Below are 22,326 nucleotides of genomic sequence, written 5' to 3' on the forward strand. Positions count from 1 at the left end.
AAATTAATGCCCAGTATTTTGATTTTAAAGGTAAAAGAAAAACAACACTGGTGGGTCACCTCACTGCTTATTTTGCTTTTACTGGGTTGTGAGCAGGCAGAAGAGCGTTCAACGACAGCAGAACAACTGACGCAGGTGAGTTCGGATATCTATCAACCTGTTGTCGAGGGCCATCAACTCCGTTTTCCTCGTGATTTTTCCAGCCATCCTGGTTTCAGAATGGAATGGTGGTACCTGACCGCCAACCTTGAAGATGAAAACGGCGAAACATTCGGGGTTCAATGGACCTTATTTCGTCTGGCGACAGGAACAGAAAGCGACGGTGGTTGGAAAACCCCACAAATGTTCATGGCTCATGTTGTGGTGACATCAGCGGAAAAAAACTGGTTTGCAGAGCGATTTGCCCGTGGCGGGATCGGGCAGGCAGGTGTGATGACCAAACCGTACCGTGCCTGGTTAGATAACTGGTCATGGCGGTCTTTAGGCCAGAGCCCATTCCCCGGCTTACTGGAATTTCAAGATGGTGATATGGCTGCCCGGCTGCAGATCAACAACCAAGGTTCAATTGTGCTGCAGGGAAAGGATGGGTACAGCCGGAAACACCGTTCTGAAAATATCGCCTCATATTATTACAGTGCTCCTTTTCTCAAAGTGGATGGTACCCTTGAGCTGGATGGCAAACTGTATAAGGTAAAAGGAGATGGCTGGTACGATCGTGAATGGAGCAGCACTATGCTGGCGCAAAACCAACAGGGCTGGGATTGGTTTTCTATTCATTTGGATGATGGGAGTGCCTTGATGCTTTACCAGATCAGGGAAAAAAATCGTCAACCATTTTATTTTGGCACCCTTAGCTGGCCTGATGGCAAAGTCGTTCAGTTAGGGCCGGAAGATATTCAATTAACGCCACTAGGATACACCTCCGTTGCAGGTAAGAGTTTACCCTTAGATTGGCGTATTGATGTACCATCACAACAGATAGAGCTTAGAGCGGAAGTTGTCCGCAAGGAACAGTGGTTACCTTTTACGTTCCCGTACTGGGAAGGGCCAATTAAGGTCAAGGGCAGTCATTCAGGACAAGGATTTATGGAATTAACGGGTTACTAATATCAATAAATATAGCGACCAGGCCTTTTGTTATAGCACGCAAACAGGGATGGGAGTCAATTGTTGAGCACGATTAATGTGAGTAAACCTGCCCGTTAGCCATAAAAGTAATAGGATTATTAAGTGGTAAACAAGTTAACTTTTGATGAGCAGGCGTTATCGCAACGCCTGATGAACTATAGGCGTGAATTTCACCGTTATCCAGAATCGGCCTGGTGTGAATTTTTTACAACCGGTCGAATTGCCGGGCTTCTGGAAAACCTTGGTTTTGAGTTATGTTTTTCTGACAGTATTATTGCCCGTGATGCCATTATGGGGCGAGATGAAACCAGTATCGCTGGCGCTCAGCAACGCGCTCTGAGCTGGGGGGCGGATGCCAATATACTCTCTAAAATGAATGGCGTTACCGGTATTGGAGCGGAACTTGATACCGGGCGAGATGGACCGGTTTATGCTTTTCGTTTTGATATTGATGCCGTAGAGGTGATGGAAAGTCAGGACGATTCACACCGTCCGCGATTTCTCGGTTTTGCCTCGTTGCTGCCGGGAATCGCACACGCATGTGGCCATGATGCGCATGCGTCAATAGGTTTGGGTCTGGCTGAAGTGCTGGCCGAAAATAAAGAAAAACTATCAGGTAAGATTAAATTACTGTTTCAACCCGCGGAAGAAGGCTGTCGTGCCGGAAAGGCAATTGCCGAAAGTGGCTGGCTGGATGATGTTGATTATTTTTTTGCAGCCCATATCGGTATGAATGTACCGAGCGGGACATTAGTGTGTGACCCCCAGCATTTCCTCTGTAGTTCCAAATTTGATCTCCATTTTAAAGGCAAACCAGCGCATGCCGGTATTGAACCTAATGCCGGGTGCAACGCATTGGCTGCAGCATGCACGGCCGTTACGCAAATGCTGGCTATTCCCCGTCATCGCGATGGTATGACCCGGGTGAATGTTGGCCAGTTAACGGCAGGCGACGGGCGAAACGTTATTCCGGATAAAGCTATATTAAAAGGTGAAACTCGTGGTGAAAATCGCGATCTGAATGACTATATGTACCAGCAGGTTGAGCGGATTGCTCAGGCCTCATCTATGATGCACGGTGTTAACGTTGAAGTTCATGCCCAGGGCGAAGCAATAGGCTTACACAATGATATTGAGCTGGTAGAACTGCTGGCATCTGTTGGCTACAGCTGTGGTTTCAATGATGTCATTCGTGAAAAAGACTTCGGTGCCAGTGAAGATGCGGGTTATCTGGTAGACCGTGTCCAATCCAAGGGCGGGAAAGCCATTTATTGCCTGGTGGGTTCAGATCTGACTGCCGGGCATCATAATGGCGACTTCGATATTGATGAAAGCAGAATGTTACCGGGGGTGAAGTTGTTTACTGCCGTGATTGAACGGCTGCAAAACCGATTCAGAGGAAATTGATGGGCGAGAAATCATGCCCGGAGATCAAAGCGGCTGAATTGAGGTTACTTAGCGATACACACGATTAACGGATGCCGATTAAGTGATGACTGAGCATGAATGGTTTTAAGAAAATCTTCGATTACATCAATCCGTCTGTTAACCCGGATCTTGAACCGGCCTTTATCCAATGGCAGACACAGTTGCCGACCTTATGGTTGCTGGGTAAGACCGGGGCAGGGAAATCGTCGTTAGTTCAGGCGCTGACGGGGAATTCTCAGGTAGAAATTGGCAATGGTTTCCGCCCCTGCACCAAGACTGCGGTGAGCTATGACTATCCGGTAAATAACCCCTTATTGCGCTTTCTTGATACCCGGGGCGTGTCAGAAACCGACTATGATCCCGCTGAAGATATTCAGCTCTGCCAGCAGCGAAGCCATGCCTTGATCGTAGTGATGAAAGCGGAAGAGCCTGAACAGAGCGGGGTGATTCATGCTCTTAAAAAAATCAAAAAATCTGGGGTGATAAAGCAGCTTCTTATTGTTCATACTGCGGTACTTGCCATTGCCGATATCGCTGAGCGTGAAAGGGCAATAGCCCATAACCAGAATCAGGTCGAAGCAGTATGGGGGAGTACGGTTCCGACAGTTGCGGCTGATTTTGTTCCCTTTGACGCAGGCAACGGTAGTGCCGATGATCCCCGCATTGGCGTAAGTGGCCTTCAAGAACTGGAAAATAAGTTGGCAGAGATGCTGCCGATCCTCAGTTTTTTGACCAATAAGCATGCACATGCATCACGCGAAGAAAGTAATTTTGAAAAACTCCGGTCAGAAGTGATGTGGTATGCAGGTGCGGCAGGGGCCAGTGATGCGATCCCGGCGGTAGGTCTGGTTTCTGTGCCTGCTATTCAGGGAAAAATGCTGCATAGCCTGGCTAACCAATACGCGGTGATATGGGATAAACAGTGCTTTATGGAGTTCATTGGTACATTAGGTACCGGCTTTATGGTGCAGTATCTGTCTAAGTTGGGGATTCGCCAACTGGTGAAGTTTATTCCTGCCTATGGTCAGACGGTCGGCGGTGCAACGGCGGCGGCAATCAGTTTCTCATCCACGTATGCGATTGGCCGGGCAGCATGTAAATATCTGTATCACAAGAGTAAAGGCGAAACTGTTACGAAAGAGGAAATGAAGGCGATCTTTGAGCAGGCTATCAAGGCTGTTGCCAACGTCGAAGCCGCCTGCGGCGGTAAACAGGAGGCAAATGAAACCGATAAAAAATAGCTATCAGTTGATGAGCCGGGTATCTGATGGCTTTGTTCCGTTGATGATCACGGCGATCATTCTGCCGTTTGGCGTTCTTGCTGTCTTTGGTGTGATATCGCTGTTTGAGAAAGGCTATTGGTTGCTGTTTTTGATGATTATTGCCATGTTATGCATCGCAATATTTTTACCGTACCTCTGGCTTCGACGAAAGCATAAAATCGAACGTTCAACCGCTGAAGAGTTTGCGGAAATCATGGTTGAGCCATCCCTGCAATGGGCTGACTTTGATCGCCAAGTCTGGCAATCCCTGAATATAATTATTGACCAGCAGCTAGCTGAGGCTGCAGATTGGCCATCGCTACGATCCCATGCGTTTACAGTTGTCAGTGCAGCGGCAAGGCAGTATCACCCGGAGAGCAAAGCAAAGGAGCTGGCATTTTCAGCGCCAGAATTTCTGCTAATGGTAGAAGAAGTCAGTCGTCGATATCGTCACTTGCTGCATGATCATATTCCGTTTTCTGAAAAGATCCGCATAACCACCCTAAAGCAGGGTTATGAACAGAAAGGTAAGATTCAAACGGCCAAGAAAGCCTATGACATTTACCGCGTTTTTCGCGCGGTAACCCCAGCAGGTTGGATCGCCGAAGCGAGAGGGCAAATCATCGGCCGATTGTTTGATGAAGTCAGCGCAGAAGTACAAGCGAAACTGAAGAAAACCTTATTGCAGGAGGTGGCGTCAGTTGCGATTGATCTATATAGCGGGCGCTTTAAAGCTAAAGATACCGAGTTGCAACATAGTCATGCTGCAGACTTGGATGAAACAAGATTGGCACCAGGTATCGAGCCATTGCGTGTCGCGGTTATCGGACAGGTGAGTGCAGGCAAGTCATCGGTGATCAACGCCATTGCTGGCAGTATAGTGGCTGAAGTCAGCACCCTTCCATCCACTGATCGGGTAACTGTGCATAAATGCGAGATAGAGGGGATCGAGCTTGTCCATTTGGTCGATTTACCGGGCATTGATGGTAACCCAAAAACGGAGTCGCTAATTTTTGAGCAAATTATTAACAGTGATTTGGTTCTCTGGGTGCTTAAAGCCAACCAGCCTGCTCGAGCCTTAGATAGCCAATTGAAAATCAGAGTGGATGATTTCTATGCCGATACGGCGAATCGTTCGAGAAAAAAGCCACAGATCATGGCACTCGTCAGTCAGGTAGACCGGTTACAACCGATTCAGGAATGGGCACCACCTTATAATTTATCGTCATGTGATACACCCAAGGCAACGATCATTAAAGAAGCGGTGGAATATAATCAGGCATTGCTGAACCCTGATCAAATATTGCCACTGTCTATCGGGGAAGGGAGAACGGCTTATAACCTTGACCAAATAAAGACGTTTATACAGTCAGCTTATGAGAGTGGCGTGAATACACAGTTGAACAGACGCCGTCTGGAACAGAATAAATTAGCGCTAGGTAAGCAGGCGAAGCGTCTCTACCGGCTAGGAAAGAAGATGTTTGAGTTATCAGCCAGAGACTGAACGATAATCAATTTAACAGCTGTGGGTGATATACCCAACCTCTCAAGATGCTAGCCCGACGAGTAACGTGGCTGTGGTGCAGAACAAGCCACCATTGCGATAGCATTCTGATGATGTTATCGCTCTGGTGCTTGGTTATAATTAATTTAAAATCAACGATTAACGTCGCTTAATCTTCCGGGGGACCACTTCAACGCCTGTGCGGTATCGTCCGGCCGTTGCATTAAGTGCTAATTCCAGCGCGCTGTCGGCAATTATCTCAAATTGCTGAGGAAGGGATTGAATTTTAATCGGCAGAAAATCCAATAAGCGATTGTCACCAAAGGTGGCCAGATGGATTTTCGCCATCAGCGCCGGATTGGCTAGCAGACAATCTAATACACCTTCAAACAAGGTATAAGAGGTGGCAAGAATGGCATCCGGCAAGTTGTTGCTATCTATCCATTGCTGTACCTGATGCTGACCTTGTTCCTGACTGAAGTGATCGCCGTAAGCAATCAGCGTTTCAATATCGGGGCGGTGGGTATTGATCGCCGCATAGAAACCTTGCTCACGCTCTTTTGATACCCCAAGCTCCGGTACCGCACCGATCAGGCCAATACTTCTTATCTCTTTTTTCAACAGGGTCTGAGTCAGTTCATAAGCACCGTCGAGATCTTCACTGATCACGCTGGCGAAGACTTCATCATCTAAGGCTCGGTCAAGCGCTATTACGGGGAGACCACCTGCCTGGATTTTTTTATAGAAGTCATGATCGGCGGGCAGGGCACTTGCGACCAGCAGGACATCGATACGACGGCTGAGCAAGGTCTCGGCAACGGTCATTTCGGTCTCAATATCATCATCAGAGCAGGAGATGATGAGCTGATAGCCCGCCTTTCTTGCATCGCGCTCCAGCAATTTAGCCAGCCTTGCGTAACTGCTATTTTCCAGATCCGGGATGATCAATCCAAATGAGCGACTGTTTCCCGCACGCAATGATTTGGCGGCATGATCAGGACGGAAGTTAAATTGATTAACAACAGCCATGACTTTCTGTTGGGTTTTTTCGCTGATCCGGTACTTGCTGGCTTTGTCATTAATGACATAGCTTGCAGTAGTACGTGATACACCAGCCAGTTTTGCAATTTCATCTAACGTCATCGTAATTTCTTATTCTTCACCGGAATATTTGTGCGCTTGATCATATATTCGCAAATGATCCTGCACGGAACAATTGCAATAATAGCTGAAACCATTCAGCATGTCAGGTGAAAGGTTTCAGCAGAGCTTTAAAAAGTTCGTCGGTTCTGCTGAGACTTTTAAATTGCCAAAAAGCTGAATCGGTTCAGCTTTGATTGTTACATAAACTTATAACTTAACGACGGGTCGAGATGAATCTTGAGTTCATCATAAAGAAGACCGAAGTAGAAGACAGAAAACTGTCATATGGAGTGAATTCATGTTGTCACTATCACAGAGCGATATTCAGTTAAAACAAGCCGCCCCTGATAAACAAGCGGCGATAAAGGCGTTAGCCGTCAGTTTAGCAAACCAGGGGCTGGTTGAAGCGGGGTATGTTAATGGAATGCTGGCTCGTGAAGCTCAGAACTCGACTTTCCTCGGTAATGGAATCGCGATCCCGCACGGCACAACGGATACACGTGGTTTGGTCAAGCAAACGGGGGTGAAGGTCCATCATTTCCCGCATGGTGTGGATTGGGGCAATGGACAAACCGTTTATCTGGCTATCGGTATTGCGGCTAAATCTGATGAGCACCTTGGTATTCTGAAGCAATTAACGAAAGTGCTTTGTGCTGATGGCGTTGAAGAGAAACTAAAGCTGAGCGACAGTGCTGACGGCATCATTGCGATTTTAAACGGAGATGAGCAGCTTGAAGTGGAATTTGATACCGGGCTGGTTCAACTGGCATTCCCGGCAACAGATTTGATTCAGTTAACCGCCGTTGCTGCCGGCCTGATCAAAAACCGCAAGTTTGCTGATAACGGTTGTGTCGCCGATGCGATTGCTTCAGGTGCAACTCACCTCGGCCAAGGATTATGGCTGGCAAAAAGTAACAAAGATGTGGTGAAAACGGCAATGTCTTTTGTTACGCCGTCGCATTCTTTTGCAGAAGACGGACAGCCAGTTAAAGGTCTATTGATGGTTGCGGCGTGTAATGCGGCTCATCTGAAGAACTTGGAATATTTAACTCAGTTACTTTATAAAAACGAATCAGAAAAATTGTTTGCCACAACCGCAGAAAAGGTGGTTTCACTTTTGACTGAAGAGACGATTGAGGGGGCGACAGAAGTCTTCAAAATCCGCAATTCACACGGTCTGCATGCCCGTCCTGGTGCGATGCTGGTGAGCGTGGCGAAGAAATTCAATTCAAATATTCAGGTGCTCAACCTATGTGGTGACGGCAAGCCGGCTAATGCAAAGAGCCTGATGAAGGTGATTGCTCTGGGTGTCAAACATGGCCATCAGCTGCAATTTACCGCGCAAGGTGACGATGCTGAGTTAGCATTGGCGTCAATTGGCGAGGCAATCGCTGATGGCTTGGGTGAGGGTAAGTAATGGCTGATTCAAATCCCCCTGTTTTTTGCCAGGCAGCAACACATAAGCCGAAGGTTGTCACCGTTACGCTAAATCCAGCGTTGGATTTAACCGGCAGCCTGCATACGCTCACGGCCGGAACCGTTAACGTCGTGAACAAAGGAAGTTTGCATCCGGCAGGTAAAGGCGTAAATGTAGCGAAAGTACTGGCCGAGTTAGGTGCAGAGGTTACCGTTACCGGTTTATTAGGTGCCGATAACCAAGAACCGTTCTGCCAGCTTTTCGAAGAACTGGGCGCAACGGATAAGTTTGTTCGTGTTAACGGTGCAAGCCGCATCAACGTTAAATTGGTAGAGCAAACCGGTCAGGTTAGCGATATCAACTTCCCGGGGGTTGCGGTATCTGAAGACGACATCATCCGTTTCGAACAAACATTATTTGAACTGGTAGAAAGCCATGATGTGTTTGTTCTCGCGGGTAGCTTACCTGTCGGTATTACCCCTGAGATGTGTGCGAGTTGGGTATCTCGTCTGCATCAATTGGGTAAGCAAGTGTTGTTTGATAGCAGTAAAGCGGCATTAGCGGCCGGGCTGGAAGCAAACCCATGGTTGGTAAAGCCTAATGATGAAGAGCTGTCAGATTGGGCCGGGCGTAAATTAACGTCAGAAGCGGAATGTACAGCAGTTGCAGAACAACTTTTACAAAAAGGAATTGCCAATGTGGTGGTGTCTTTAGGTGCAGAAGGCGTGATGTGGCTGAGCGATAAAGGATGGTTACGTTCGCAACCACCCAAAATGCAGGTTGTCAGCACCGTGGGTGCCGGTGACACATTAGTGGCAGGTATGTGCTGGGGACATCTCAACCACTGGAACAGAGAAGAAACTCTTCGTTTCGCAACGGCATTGTCGGCTTTGGCGGTGGCTCAAGTTGGAGTCGGTGTTGAAGATATTGAAACGGTGCTGGCGATGAAAGAAAGAGTGCAACTGTCAAAATCAGATCTTACTGAAAAGATCGGTTCAAACAATCACGTGAAGTGCTAACAAGGATCAGAGGGTATCAAGATGAATATTGCAATCGTAACAGCTTGCCCCAGTGGCATTGCAAACAGCGTCATTGCTGCAGGCCTATTAGAAAAAGCGGCAGCAGAACTGAAATGGAACGTCGATATTGAATGTCAGTCAACGGTTACAGCGGTGAAGTCTCTGACTTCTGCTCAGATCAAAGCCGCAGACTGCATTGTTATTGCCGCAAGTACTGCAATTGATAAATCACGCTTTGTAGGTAAAAAAGTTTATCAGTCAGAGGTTACTGACTGTTTTGCGGAGCCAAAAGTTTATTTGCAACAAGCAGTAGAAAAAGCAATTGTGCTATCCGTTTCTGCAGCTCAGCAGGGTGTCGGTGAAACGGTGGTTGCAACAGGGAAGAAGAAAATTGTTGCAATTACTGCCTGTCCGACTGGTGTCGCGCATACCTTTATGGCGGCGGAAGCACTGGAAGGTGAGGGTAAACGTCAGGGACATGAGATTAAAGTTGAAACTCGCGGCTCTGTGGGTGCAAAAAACCAGCTAACGGCAGAAGAAATTGCAGCGGCTGATCTGGTTGTTATTGCGGCTGATATTGACGTCGACCTTGCCCGATTTGATGGTAAGAGACTATACAAAACCAGTACCGGTCTGGCACTGAAGAAAACCGCACAAGAACTGGATAAAGCGTTTTCAAGTGCTGCGGTTTATAAGCATGAAGCAGGCAGTGCTTCTTCTGGCGAAGACAAGCAAGAGAAAATTGGGGCTTATAAGCACTTGATGACCGGCGTATCACACATGCTGCCGTTGGTTGTTGCGGGGGGCTTGGCGATTGCGTTGTCTTTTGTCTTTGGTATCGAAGCATTTAAAGAAGAAGGTACGCTGGCCGCGGCACTGATGACCATTGGTGGCGGTTCGGCGTTTGCGTTGATGGTGCCTGTTCTGGCCGGTTTCATCGCCTTTTCGATTGCTGACCGTCCGGGCCTGGCACCTGGTTTGATTGGCGGTATGTTAGCAAGTTCAATCGGTGCCGGTTTTCTTGGTGGTATTGTTGCCGGTTTCCTTGCGGGATACAGCGCCAAGCTGATCGCCGATAAAGTGCAGTTACCACAGTCGATGGAAGCGCTTAAACCTATTCTGATCATTCCGCTGGCAGCGAGCCTGATCACCGGTCTTATCATGATTTACATCGTGGGCGGTCCGGTTGCGGCTGCTATGACCAGTTTGACTGAGTTTTTGAACAATATGGGCTCTGCAAACGCGGTACTGCTGGGCATTACCCTGGGTTGTATGATGTGTTTCGATCTGGGTGGCCCGGTAAACAAAGCGGCGTATACGTTCGGTGTCGGTTTGCTGGCGTCACAAACTTACGCGCCAATGGCCGCAATCATGGCGGCGGGCATGGTACCTGCACTCGGTATGGGGCTGGCAACATTCCTGGCTAAAAATAAATTCAATGCAAGTGAATCAGAAGCGGGTAAAGCGTCCTTCGTGCTTGGTCTTTGCTTTATCTCAGAAGGTGCGATTCCGTTTGCAGCTCGCGATCCGATGCGCGTGATCCCTAGCTGTATGGCGGGTGGTGCGTTAACCGGTGCTCTGTCTATGCTGTTTGGCGCAAAGCTGATGGCACCTCATGGCGGTCTGTTTGTCCTGCTGATCCCAAATGCTATTACCCCTGTACTGATGTATCTGGTTGCGATTGCGGCAGGCACACTGCTAACCGGTGTGACTTATGCTTTCCTTAAAAGGTCAGAGCAAGAGCAGTTTGTGACAGCGTAACGCATAAAGTTTGTGACCCGTTGTTTGAGATGCCTGCATCTCAGGCCGAGTCGAAATGAAAAGCCCCGGCACCGATAATGCCGGGGCTTTTGCCATCGCGGGCTGCATCAATAGGTGTACCCGCGATGAGTCTCTTTTATTCTGATCCTGCCAGTCATGATCAGAGCGGTTCTGGTCAGTACGTGATACTTGTTTTTAAAAGAAAAAGATGTTTACCACTAGCACATTTTCCGTTTTAAACCGCTGATATCCAGCAAGCGAGTCGAGATTTCTTCGACTGACAGCGACGATGTGTTGAGGTAAGGAATGGCTTCACGCCGAAACATGGCTTCAACTTTATTTAATTCACTTTCACATTGCTGTCTGCTGGCGTAATCACTATTGGCATAGCGCTCATGGCGAATGGCAACCAGCCGTTCTGCATCTATGGTCAGGCCATAGGTTTTATAGCGGTATGGCTCAATAACTGCAGGCAGCTTCAAGCTTGCCATGTCCTCCGCTATGAAAGGATAGTTGACGGCACGAATGCCAAATTGCATGGCCAAATACAGGCTGGTTGGGGTTTTACCGCAGCGGGATACCCCCAGTAAAATCACATCGGCCTGATCAAGATTATTCAGTGAAATCCCGTCATCATGGGCTAAGGTATATTCAATTGCGGCGATACGATCCTGGTAGCTTGCCGCATCTCTGTTAATACTATGTGAACGTTGTAACTGTGGTTGCGGTTCAAGTTGTAAATCGTTTTTTAATGACTCAACCAGTACGTTAAGAACATCGTAAAAATGTGCCTGACTTTGTTCAATGATTGCTTTCACTTCAGGTAATACAATCGAATAAAAGACAAGAGGTTCTACGCCGGTGGATTCATATGATTGATTGATAAGGTTTTTAACCTGAAATGCCCGTTCGTTTGTTTCAATGAAGGGGAGGGTTGTCTGATGAATTTCGATAGGAAACTGCCCCAAAATAGCGTGTCCGAGTGTCTCAGAAGTAATCGCTGTGGCATCAGAAATGTAAAATACATCACGAAAATTAGATTTGCGCTGCATATAAAGTTGAATCCTTAAAATTATTCTGTAAGGTTGGCTACATTAATACTTATAACAATAACCTTATAGGGTATGGGGAACAGCCCGGCTATTGTGACGCAGTATTTTTTTAACTGCTAACGCAATCGTTGTCGTTGAGATCTTGCCCACATTTAATGCTAAATCCAAAAACAAGGAGATTGACCGTGCAACAGAACGTTGTTTGGTACGATGCTTTATCAATGAATGATGTTGATAAAGTGGGTGGAAAGAATGCTTCACTGGGTGAGATGGTTGCCAATTTAGCCAACGCCGGTGTGAAAGTGCCTAATGGATATGCGACAACATCGTACGCATTTAACCAATTTCTAGAAGCTGACGGCTTAAACAAACGTATTTATGGTCTTCTCGACACGCTTGATGTAGATGATGTCAATGCGTTGAAAGCGGCGGGTGAAACCATCCGTAATTGGGTTCTGGACGCGCCTTTACCGGCAGAGCTTGAGCAGGACATCAGACATTTTTATGCTGAACTGGGTAGCGGTGATGACCAACTGTCAGTCGCTGTTCGTTCATCGGCCACAGCAGAAGATCTGCCGGATGCATCGTTTGCCGGGCAGCAAGAAACCTTCCTCAATGTTCGTGGTATTGAGTCGGTTATTGAAGCGGTAAAGCATGTATTTGCGTCACTGTTCAATGATCGTGCTATTTCTTATCGTGTGCATCAGGGGTTTGATCATGAAGGCGTGGCCTTGTCTGCTGGTATTCAGCGCATGGTACGCTCCGACAAAGCCTCGTCTGGGGTTATGTTTACGCTTGATACTGAGTCAGGCTTTGACCAGGTTGTCTTTATTACTTCTTCATGGGGATTAGGTGAAATGGTGGTTCAGGGTGCAGTTAACCCTGATGAGTTCTATGTTCATAAGCCAACATTACAAGCCGGAAATCCTGCGGTGGTTCGTCGTACTATCGGCTCAAAGCTGATCAAAATGGTTTATTCCGAAGGCACTGCCTTGGGGACCCAAGTTGAGATTGTTGATACGTCAGATGAAGAACGTAACCAGTTTTCGTTAACAGACAAAGAAATCTCAGCCCTTGCCGAGCAGGCATTGATCATCGAAAAACACTATGGTCGCCCGATGGATATCGAATGGGCTAAAGACGGTGTGACCGGTGAGCTGTTAATTGTGCAGGCACGCCCTGAAACGGTTCGCTCTCGAGATGATCAGCAGGTGATGGAGCGTTTTCACCTTAACGTTCAAAGCACGCCTTTAATCGAAGGCCGTGCGATCGGTCAGCGGATCGGTACGGGCAAAGTCCGTGTTGTCTCTGATTTGAGTGAAATGGATCAGGTACAAAAAGGTGATGTGCTGGTGGCTGATATGACTGACCCTGATTGGGAACCGGTCATGAAAAAAGCGTCGGCGATTGTGACAAACCGCGGTGGTCGTACTTGCCATGCTGCAATCATTGCGCGTGAATTAGGCATTCCGGCTGTTGTGGGTTGTGCTTCGGCGACAGCCAGACTGTCGACAGGTCAACAGGTTACGGTTTCTTGTGCCCAGGGCGAAACGGGTTTTGTGTATGAAGGAGAGCTTGACTTTGAAGTGCGCCGCACTTCAGTTAACAATCTGCCTGATTTGCCCCTTAAAGTGATGATGAATGTCGGTAACCCTGACCGTGCATTTGATTTTGCCTGTATTCCAAATGAAGGGGTAGGGCTGGCGCGTCTGGAGTTCATCATCAATAAGATGATCGGAATTCACCCGAAAGCACTGTTAAATTATGACCAGCAGTCGGCAGAGCTTAAAGCTGAAATCGACCGTCGCATTGTGGGTTATGACAGCCCGGTAGAGTTCTACATAGCGAAACTCACCGAAGGGATTTCAACCCTTGCTGCTGCCTTCTGGCCGAAGCGTGTGATTGTGCGTATGTCTGACTTTAAGTCGAATGAGTACAGTAACCTGGTCGGTGGCAGTTGCTTTGAACCTACAGAAGAAAACCCGATGCTTGGCTTCCGTGGTGCTTCTCGTTACATCTCGCCGCAGTTCCAGGATTGTTTTGCGCTTGAGTGTGAAGCGATTAAACGTGTACGCGAGAAAATGGGATTAAAGAATGTTGAAATCATGATCCCATTTGTGCGAACTGTGAGTGAAGCGGCATCAGTCATCGATTTGCTTGCGAAGTTTGATTTACGTCGCGGTGAGAATGGCCTGAAAGTGATCATGATGTGTGAACTGCCATCGAACGCAATTCTGGCAGATGACTTCCTGAAGTACTTTGACGGCTTCTCGATTGGCTCTAACGACATGACTCAATTGACCCTGGGTTTAGATCGGGACTCTGGTGATATTGCCCACCTGTTTGATGAGCGTAATGCTGCAGTTAAAGCCCTGCTGTCGATGGCGATTCAAGCGGCGAAAAAGGCGGGTAAGTATATTGGTATATGTGGACAAGGACCATCGGATCATGAAGATCTGGCTGATTGGTTGATGGAACAAGGTATTGACTCGGTCTCGCTGAACCCGGATACCGTAGTTGAAACCTGGGTACATTTAGGGAAAAACAAAACAGCCTAAAATAGAAGGCAGCTATGCAATTTTCGCTTTCTGACTGCGAACATTGTGCTTAGTAACAAACTGAAAAGCGTGAAGGTTAACCTTCACGCTTTTGTTTGCAACAAAGAACTATCTATAAGCGATTAAAGCTGAGTAAATAGTGTCGGCTCTGTGCTTGGTGTCCAGGCTGCTTGAGAAGTATGAGCAGCATTAACAACATAACGCTTACCCATATAACTAACAACATCACCGTCGTTATAGCTTACATTTACCGTCCATACCGTTGTTGGCATGCTATTAACCCATAGGGTAGATGTAGAAGAAGGAGCCCAGTCAGCTTGTGCTGTATGTGCATTTACGGCTTTATAGATAGTATCTTGGTGAGTAACATAATCACCGGCTGCATATGCAGTATCTACAGCCCATACCGGTGCATAGTTGTCTAATGTATCAAAGACGTATCCTGCTTCTTTTGCGATTTTAATAAACTTAGCCAGCTTAGGTAAGTTTTGAGTTGCCCCCATGCCACGCTTACCATCTTCAAAAAGGAATGCATGAGTCAGGACAATCGACTTGTCAGCATGCAAAGAAGTACCGCATGGGAAAGTCTGCGACTTTGAGTTGACCGGCTCGATTGTTGTTGGCGCACATGTATTGAACGTTGCTTCAACATAACCCAAGAAGGCATCGGCTTCTGTCAAGCTGTTTGCCGGCATGGCAATACCCCAGTTCTCCGGTGCCCAGTCGACATCCCAGCCATGGAATTGGTAGTTTTTATTGGCCAAAATTTCGGCAACTTCGAGGGAAGCTTTAACACTGTTAGATGGGTTTTCAGGATCGCAGACGTATCCTGGTTCCCAAGGCTTGAAGTCATCTGATGTTGCGCATAAGCCATTACTCTTGAAATCTTTGGCTACTCGCCAGGTATTGGTGTAAGGCAGGCGAGCGAGGCTTTCACCTTTATAGTTTGGATAGCTGTTTACATTTGGAATGTATGACTCAATTACAGTGACGTTCTTGTCAAACATTGATGCATCGTAGACTGGATCCTGGTAAGAGTTTATCTGGTGGTCACCGGTAGCGTTACACTCGGCAGCGCTATTAGGGCCAAATTCTTCGACACAGTTGTGCACCATGTGATTATAACTGTGGTTGGCAACAGTATGCCCTGTATCTAACAGCAGCTGCAGTGCTTCAAGTGCTTTGCTTTCGTTTTCATCGGCAATCCCATCTAGGTGCCAGGCATTCACGTAGAACGTCCCTTTTACACCTGCCTCATTCATGATCTTAACGATTGGGATCGTTGCATCGATTGTACCGTCATCAAATGTTAGGTAAATCGTACCTTTAGGCGCAGCCTGAGCAGCCATTGAGCTTGCTAAAATTGTCGCGGTGCACAACGTAGACAGAACGGTTTTTTTTAATTTCATTTTTGATCCTTTCTTGATTTGAGAGTCGCTTAGATTCCGTTGAGGACTCAGCCCCGAATACCAGCAAGTGATTCTGGTATGTTATTGATTTAATTCATGCTTGATTGAGTATGAATCGAGGCGAGTATGCGGGGCGTACAGTGCGAACTCAATAACACGGGGAATAATATATTTGTCAGCATGATATATCTGCGTCTGATATCACTGATAGCTTGTGAGAGGTGACATTTTTTACAGTGGAAAATAAGGTCAAGGCCGCACTGTGGTCTTTGTTGTTAATTATGAGAGTGACATGATGAAAGTGACATGATTATGAGAGATAAAAAAGCCGCCTTGTGATCAAAGGCGGCAAAGAACAAGAGTTTGTTATCGCTTAAAAGTTACTTAAGCATGGGGTAGGTCTTATAACGAACCCCCATCATCTGTTCCATACAATGAACCACCTGGCAGCTGTAGCCGAATTCATTGTCATACCAGATATACAGTACGCAACGGTTGTCCTGCGCTATGGTCGCTACGCCATCAACAACACCTGCATGGCGGGAGCCGACTATGTCACTGGATACGATTTCGGTCGATTCAGTGAAGTCAATCTGACCAGACAGTGGCGATGCCAGTGCCATGTTACGTAAGTAGTGGTTTAGCTCGTCAGCGGAAACATCCGATTCTAAATTCAGGTTAGCAACGGCCATTGATACGTTTGGCGTTGGTACGCGAATGGAGTTGCCGGTTAACTTTCCTGAAAGCTCAGGCAGCGCTTTGGCGACGGCTTTGGCAGCACCGGTTGAAGTCAATACCATGTTAAGCGATGCGGAACGCCCGCGTCGATCACCTGTGTGGAAATTATCAATCAGGTTCTGATCATTGGTAAACGAGTGAACCGTTTCAACATGGCCGGATGTAATGCCGTATTTATCATTGACCGCTTTTAGAACCGGTGTGATGGCATTGGTGGTACAACTTGCGGCTGAGATGATCTTGTCATCTTCCTGGATAACCGATTCATTGACACCAAAGACAACGTTTTTGATATCGCCTTTGCCCGGCGCGGTAAGCAGTACTTTTTCAGCCCCTTTGCTGGCAAGGTGTTGGCTTAGCCCTTCACTATCCCGCCAAATGCCGGTGTTATCTACGATTAACGCATTATTGATACCATAGGCAGTGTAATCAACATCGGCAGGGCTGTTCGCATAGATGATTTGAATGAAGTTACCATTAGCGATGATGGCTTTGCGATCTTCATCAACAGTAATACTGCCATTGAATGGGCCATGAACAGAATCCCGGCGCAAAAGGCTCGCACGTTTTTCTAAGTCGCCATGTTTGCCACCACGTACCACCACGGCACGCAGACGAAGCGGATAACCCTGGCCGCTCTTTTCAATCAGGAGGCGAGCCAGTAAGCGGCCAATACGACCAAAGCCATAAAGTACCACATCACGGGGTTCAACAGATTGCGTGCTACTCAATGACTCTGTCAGTGCGGTCTGCAAAAAGTCATTTACGCCGTACTCTTCGTCTTGATCTTTCCAATATGCATAGGCTAACTGGCCAATATCAACTCGACAAGGAGACAGGTCAAGTGCGGCTAGCGCTTTAATGAGAGGAAGGGTTTGGGTTGGAGATAAAGTTTCCCCGGTATAGCGACGAGCAACACGGTGTGCTTTGATAATGTCGATGGTAGAAGCATTAACTAACTGGCGACCAAACAAAAGGACTTCAACGCCTTTTTGCCGGTATAGCTGACCAAGAAGTGGTGAGATGGATTCTGCATTCGTTTGGCTCGTTTGCCAATCAAGAAGGTATTTTTCCGGACTCATTATTACTTAGCACCTTTCACGTTTTGGTAACTATTCATGTCTTTGCTATGGCATAAAATAGCGTCAAGCTAAACAGTTACAGGGAGAAGTTGGATAAAATTTTACTAAGGAATCTTGTTGTTTTTATGTGGCGGAAGTGTAACGTTTGCGTCGTTTTTCTCCTAGCAAAATTAATGACTTATAAATGTGATCTTGGCGGGCATAAATGGGTCATAATCGGCATATAAATAGCAGGATCCAGCTATTTAATAGTGATGATCAGAAAACTTAATTTTTAATGATTCTTAATGTTTTTTAACTGATGAGTCATTTTCACTGTAATCATCATACGGTTGCAGTTTAAAAAACAGATCTGGATACAGAAAAAGAAGCCCAATCCATGTTTACGGTTTGGGCAAGGTGATTGGATATGAGGATCGAGGTATCTGATCGATTATGCCGGGTAAATCGCTCCCAGAGTGGTTAGCTTACTGGCACCTGTAACTTCTGGTAGATTTCCGGGTTGGTTATGTAGTGTTCGACAGGCGAGCCAGGCAAAAGCCATGGCTTCCATGTTATCGATATCAACGCCCCGATCTGCCGTTGTCAGTACATCCCAATAGGGTAATAATTCATTCAATCGCTGCATCAATTGTGGGTTGTGAGCCCCGCCGCCACAGACCAACAGCTCTCCCGGGCTCTGTTTTCTTACATCGTTGGCAATGGTTACGGCAGTAAATTCCGCTAATGTGGCCTGTACATCCTCAGGGAGAAGAATAAAGTCGGCGAGATGCCGCTCTAACCATAGCAAGTTGAAGAGCTCTCTCCCTGTACTTTTTGGAGGGGCCAGCTGAAAATACCGGTCATTAAGCAGCTGTTCCAGCAGGGGCTGATTCACTGCACCGGTCTTTGCCCATTGTGCATTTTCATCATAGGGCAAATCTTTATGCTTATTGATCCATGCATCCATTAACATATTGCCGGGCCCGGTATCAAAACCTGTAACGGGGGGGTCTGGTGCCAAAACGGTGATATTGGCAATGCCACCAATATTGAGAATAACTCGGGTAAGGGCGGGATCATGAAAGAGTTGTTGATGAAATGCGGGAACGAGTGGTGCTCCTTGACCGCCCAACGCCATATCTTTACGCCGAAAATCGGCAACCGTCGTGATGTTGGTTTTGGCAGCAATGATGTTGGCATCACCTAGCTGCATGGTAAAGGCGTACTGAGTCTCGGGCGAGTGGAATACCGTTTGTCCGTGACAACCAATGGCTTTGACTGATTTGGCTGAGGTGGCTGTTTTTGTCAGTAACGCTAATACAGCATCGGCGAATAAGTGACCTAAACGATGGTCAAGTTCACCAATAGTTTGAAGATTCGTTGGCTGGCCCAAACAAATATCAAGCAGGGCCTGTTTCAGGCTGGCATCCATAGGAAACGAATGCTCACCGAGCAAACGAATATCAGTGCCGTCAATTTCAACTAAAACTGTATCGACACCATCCATGCTGGTACCAGACATAATGCCTATATAACGTTCAAGACCCATAACTTCCTCAGTCATAACAAGGGAGTAGAAACTCCCTATAAATACCAACCAATGTAAACGGAAGGGATCAAGATGGAAAGGCTAATCAGTCAATGGCTGACGTTAATTTCAGCCATTGTGATTGTAAGTCAATAATCAGAAGTGCAAGAACCCCAGGAACTCGACAGCAACAAACCTTCTTTACCTGCCAGTGTGATGGCCAGTGAACCGTCTTTTACCTGCCACTCATCATCTGTCAGGCAGTCTTTCAGTGAGCCGGATTCAATACCGAGCTGCCACACCGGTAAGTGCAGGGTTTTGGCATTGTCACTGTTGTTGATCAGACAAATCATATTTTCGTCGTTGAATGTTCGAGCAAACGCAAAGTGCTGATTCTCTGCCAACAACCATTGCACGCTGCCTTGCTGTAACGCATAAGAGGATCTGCGCAGACCGATTAACTGTTGAAGGTAGGCAAAGGTCGAATGAGGCTTTGTCGTACGCTCCCACGGGAAACATCGGCGGTTGTCGGGATCCTGACCGCCTTGCAAACCAACCTCCGTGCCGTAATACAGGCAGGGTGTACCAACATAAGCAAACAACATTAGCAGTGCAAGGTGCATGGTTTCATGATCGTCACCAAGCATCGTCAGGAAACGCATAGTGTCATGGCTGTCGAGCTGATTCAGTTGCGCAAGCTGGTTTAACCAGGGCAGTTTAGTACGTGCCTCGTTTAACCAATCCATCAGTTCAGGGGCATCTATCTGGCAAGGGTGATAGGCAATATCTTGCTTGGCGAAGAAAGCGCGAACCGGGTGGGCAAAACCGTAGTAGTTCATGGCACCATCTTCTTGATCCCCTTGCAGCCAGTTTGACGCCTCAAAGAAGTGCTCGCCCAGTACGTAACATTCAGGGTTTACCGATTTGGCGGCCTCGCGGAATGCTTTCACATAATGGGCGTTATTCGCCGCACCGGCCCCTTCACCTAGCATGTGAATAACATCAAACCGCCAGCCATCGATATTGTAAGGTGGGCTCAGCCAATGTTTGATAACGGCATCTTTTCCGGCGTAAATATAATTCTGAACATCCGGATTTGAAAAATTGAGTTTAGGCAGTGTCGATATGCCATTCCAGCCGACATATTGATTCGAATCGCCGCTGAACTGGTAATGATGACGAAAAACTGAATCCGGATGATTATAGGCTCCAGATCCCTGCGCTTGAGTGTTGTGCTGGTACATATCAAACCACGGATGATTGACCGAGGTATGGTTATAAACGGCATCCAGCACGATTTTCATTTTACGGTTATGAAGGTCGTTAACCATCTCCGAAAATTGTTCGTTAGTGCCCAAATGCGGGTCAATATTGCGATAATCGGTTGTATCGTATTTATGGTTGCTCGGCGCGGTAAATATCGGATTCAAATACAGGGCAGTGACGCCGAGATCCTGGAGGTAATCAATGTTGTTCTGGATCCCTTGTAGATCGCCGCCATAAAACTCAGTCGGGCCATCAGCATTGTGATCGGATACCGGATCGCCCCAATTTTTTGCGATGGTCGGGCGCTTATCTCCCAGTAAACAGTATTCATCCGATTTAACGCTGATCTCAGGTTCACCGTTGGCAAAACGGTCTGGAAAGATCTGATAGAAAACTTGCTGTTTTACCCATGCTGGTGGTTGTTCTTCACGGTTGTATTTGAAATGGCTTTCTCTGCCAGGAATTCGAGGAGAAGACCCACAGCCGTGGAGCCACCATTGCCGACTGTTTTGCATTACTTTGAAGCAGTAGTGAGTCGTGGCTCTGTCTTGATTTAATGGTATATCACCATGCCAGTATTGAAGGCGGCCTTTGACTTCTCCACGCTCCATGTCGATCAACTGCTCTTCATTATCAGGCTCGCAGCGAATAAAGATCGCAGAAATCAAGGTGCCGGCTTCACTGACTAACGTTAATTTCAGGCTTTGTGAAGTAGGAGCAAGCCAGTGGTTATCCTGGCCGTGGTAAAGAAAGGGCGTTTTCATTGTTATTATCTCTGCCTGTTTCAGCTATTGGATGATCAATTGATTCCTCTATAACTTAGCAACTTTTGAAGACAAGAAACTCACCCTCGATCAAAAAAAGAAAGGAGTAGGGTGGCAGGCGTAGGGACGTCAGCCTGTTTGAAAGTGAGAGTGTGCCAACTGACTGCTAAAGACGGCATCGACTCGGACACAATCACACCTTGAGCGGATTTGAGCTCATGTATCCCCAAACCACTACCACGGGTGGATGATGCTTTACCCGCGGTTACTGAGAAAGATGCTCAGAGATATAATCGATAAATGCACGCAGCCTGGCTGGCATGTACTTAGTCTGGGCAAATTGAAGGGCGATATCGCCTTGATAATTGCCTTTGATCGTCCAGTCTTTCAGTACTTCTTTGACCGTGCCTTTTTCCAGTGCCTCTTTGATCACAAAATCAGGAAAAATACCAATGCCTAAACCGTCTTTAACGCCTTTCAAACGCATCTGGGAGTGGTTCACCGCATAGCGTCCCGTGACACTCACCGTATGGAATTGATCGTCTTTGACTAAGTCCCAAATATGGTCGGTGGCGGTTTCTCCCAGGTAGATACAATCGTGATCAAGCAGATCGGTTGGCACTTGCGGCTCGCCTCGTTGAGCAAGGTAATCGGGGCTTGCACACAAGGCTAGATTGACTTTACCTATCTTCTTATTCACCAAGGCTTCTGAAGGGCGTTCTGTTAAACGAAAGACAACATCAATACCTTCAGAAAGGATATCAATCTCACCATCTGAGGCTTTTAGCTTTAGCTGAATATAGGGGTATTGGTTCAGGAAAGGTGTCACTAAGGGTTGTAAGACTATACTCAGAAAGGCTTTCGGCGCGGCGACGGTAAGCATGCCAGACGGAATGGTATGCTCGAAATTTGCAATTTCAACGGCCTGCTTAGCAGCATTGGTCATGACTTTGCACTGTTCGTATATTTTAGTGCCCGACTCACTGATCATTAACTTACGGGTAGTGCGTTCAATTAACTTGACCGAAAGAGACTGCTCGAGGCGTGAAATCTGTTTACTAATCGCAGATGGCGTGACACCAAGCTTCTTTGCGGCAGCGGTATAACTGCCTTCATCGACAACAATGATAAAGACCGCAAGGTCAGGCATTAATGCAATAAGTCTGTTAGTGTCCACGGATTTGTGCCTCAGATTCAATAATCATTTTCCACGTGAGGGGATAATAGTTGTAATGCCCTTGAATTAGAATGTTTAAAGTTAAACGAAGCGTTAATTGCACGATTT

The 22,326-nt window shown here is 47.0% G+C and carries 15 protein-coding genes; 8 read left to right on the forward strand and 7 right to left on the reverse strand.

From position 1 onward, the window contains the following. Positions 1-6 precede the first annotated feature (6 nt). From R3289_RS05045 to R3289_RS05060, 4 genes are all read left to right on the forward strand, one after another. Positions 7-1,107 carry a lipocalin-like domain-containing protein gene (locus tag R3289_RS05045; RefSeq protein ID WP_318924400.1) on the forward strand — a complete coding sequence of 367 codons (1,101 nt, stop codon included), beginning with the start codon at positions 7-9 and terminating at the stop codon, positions 1,105-1,107. A 123-nt stretch (positions 1,108-1,230) separates the two neighbouring features. Beyond that, entirely contained in the window at positions 1,231-2,535 is a 1,305-nt protein-coding gene (locus R3289_RS05050; RefSeq protein WP_318924401.1) for an amidohydrolase, read from the forward strand. A 95-nt stretch (positions 2,536-2,630) separates the two neighbouring features. Next, positions 2,631-3,797 carry a YcjF family protein gene (locus R3289_RS05055; RefSeq protein ID WP_318924402.1) on the forward strand — a complete coding sequence of 389 codons (1,167 nt, stop codon included), beginning with the start codon at positions 2,631-2,633 and terminating at the stop codon, positions 3,795-3,797. Further along, a complete protein-coding gene (locus R3289_RS05060; protein WP_318924403.1) occupies positions 3,778-5,322 on the forward strand; it encodes a GTPase family protein in 1,545 nt (514 codons plus the stop codon). Before R3289_RS05055 ends, R3289_RS05060 begins: the two co-directional genes overlap by 20 nt. Positions 5,323-5,481: 159 nt before the next feature. Here R3289_RS05060 and cra read toward each other — a convergent pair whose 3' ends face one another. Then, positions 5,482-6,465, reverse strand: coding sequence for a catabolite repressor/activator (gene cra, locus R3289_RS05065; RefSeq protein WP_318924404.1), 984 nt, complete (start codon positions 6,463-6,465; stop codon positions 5,482-5,484). A gap of 298 nt (positions 6,466-6,763) precedes the next feature. On the opposite strand from cra, the gene fruB reads away from it, so the two are divergent. From fruB to fruA, 3 genes are read left to right on the forward strand one after another with little or no spacing between them, the layout of a single operon-like run. Continuing rightward, a complete protein-coding gene (gene fruB / locus R3289_RS05070) occupies positions 6,764-7,882 on the forward strand; it encodes a fused PTS fructose transporter subunit IIA/HPr protein (protein ID WP_318924405.1) in 1,119 nt (372 codons plus the stop codon). Next, positions 7,882-8,901, forward strand: coding sequence for a 1-phosphofructokinase (pfkB, locus tag R3289_RS05075; protein WP_318924406.1), 1,020 nt, complete (start codon positions 7,882-7,884; stop codon positions 8,899-8,901). The genes fruB and pfkB overlap by 1 nt, the downstream gene beginning before the upstream one ends. Positions 8,902-8,922: 21 nt before the next feature. Then, positions 8,923-10,662: a PTS fructose transporter subunit IIBC gene (gene fruA / locus R3289_RS05080; protein WP_318924407.1), complete on the forward strand. Its 1,740-nt coding sequence runs from the start codon at positions 8,923-8,925 to the stop codon at positions 10,660-10,662. A 218-nt stretch (positions 10,663-10,880) separates the two neighbouring features. Here the strand turns inward: fruA and R3289_RS05085 are convergent, their stop codons facing one another. Continuing rightward, complete coding sequence (locus R3289_RS05085; protein WP_318924408.1) at positions 10,881-11,714, reverse strand: pyruvate, water dikinase regulatory protein; 834 nt, start codon at positions 11,712-11,714, stop codon at positions 10,881-10,883. Positions 11,715-11,899: 185 nt separating this feature from the next. On the opposite strand from R3289_RS05085, the gene ppsA reads away from it, so the two are divergent. Continuing rightward, complete coding sequence (ppsA, locus tag R3289_RS05090; RefSeq protein ID WP_318924409.1) at positions 11,900-14,272, forward strand: phosphoenolpyruvate synthase; 2,373 nt, start codon at positions 11,900-11,902, stop codon at positions 14,270-14,272. Positions 14,273-14,394: 122 nt separating this feature from the next. Here the strand turns inward: ppsA and R3289_RS05095 are convergent, their stop codons facing one another. The 5 genes from R3289_RS05095 to R3289_RS05115 form a co-directional block, all read right to left on the reverse strand. Further along, positions 14,395-15,681 carry a carbohydrate-binding protein gene (locus R3289_RS05095; protein ID WP_318924410.1) on the reverse strand — a complete coding sequence of 429 codons (1,287 nt, stop codon included), beginning with the start codon at positions 15,679-15,681 and terminating at the stop codon, positions 14,395-14,397. Between the two features lie 380 nt (positions 15,682-16,061). Next, complete coding sequence (locus tag R3289_RS05100) at positions 16,062-17,501, reverse strand: glyceraldehyde-3-phosphate dehydrogenase (protein ID WP_318924411.1); 1,440 nt, start codon at positions 17,499-17,501, stop codon at positions 16,062-16,064. A 433-nt stretch (positions 17,502-17,934) separates the two neighbouring features. After that, the gene (locus R3289_RS05105; RefSeq protein ID WP_318924412.1) at positions 17,935-19,032 is read right to left on the reverse strand and encodes an anhydro-N-acetylmuramic acid kinase; all 1,098 of its coding nucleotides are present in this window, start codon (positions 19,030-19,032) and stop codon (positions 17,935-17,937) included. A 128-nt stretch (positions 19,033-19,160) separates the two neighbouring features. Next, entirely contained in the window at positions 19,161-21,041 is a 1,881-nt protein-coding gene (gene malZ / locus R3289_RS05110) for a maltodextrin glucosidase (RefSeq protein WP_318924413.1), read from the reverse strand. Positions 21,042-21,306: 265 nt separating this feature from the next. Beyond that, entirely contained in the window at positions 21,307-22,218 is a 912-nt protein-coding gene (locus R3289_RS05115; protein ID WP_318924414.1) for a LysR family transcriptional regulator, read from the reverse strand. Between the last annotated feature and the right edge of the window lie 108 nt (positions 22,219-22,326).

It is taken from the genome of Photobacterium sp. (assembly GCF_033720175.1).
Classification (GTDB): Bacteria; Pseudomonadota; Gammaproteobacteria; order Enterobacterales; family Vibrionaceae; genus Photobacterium.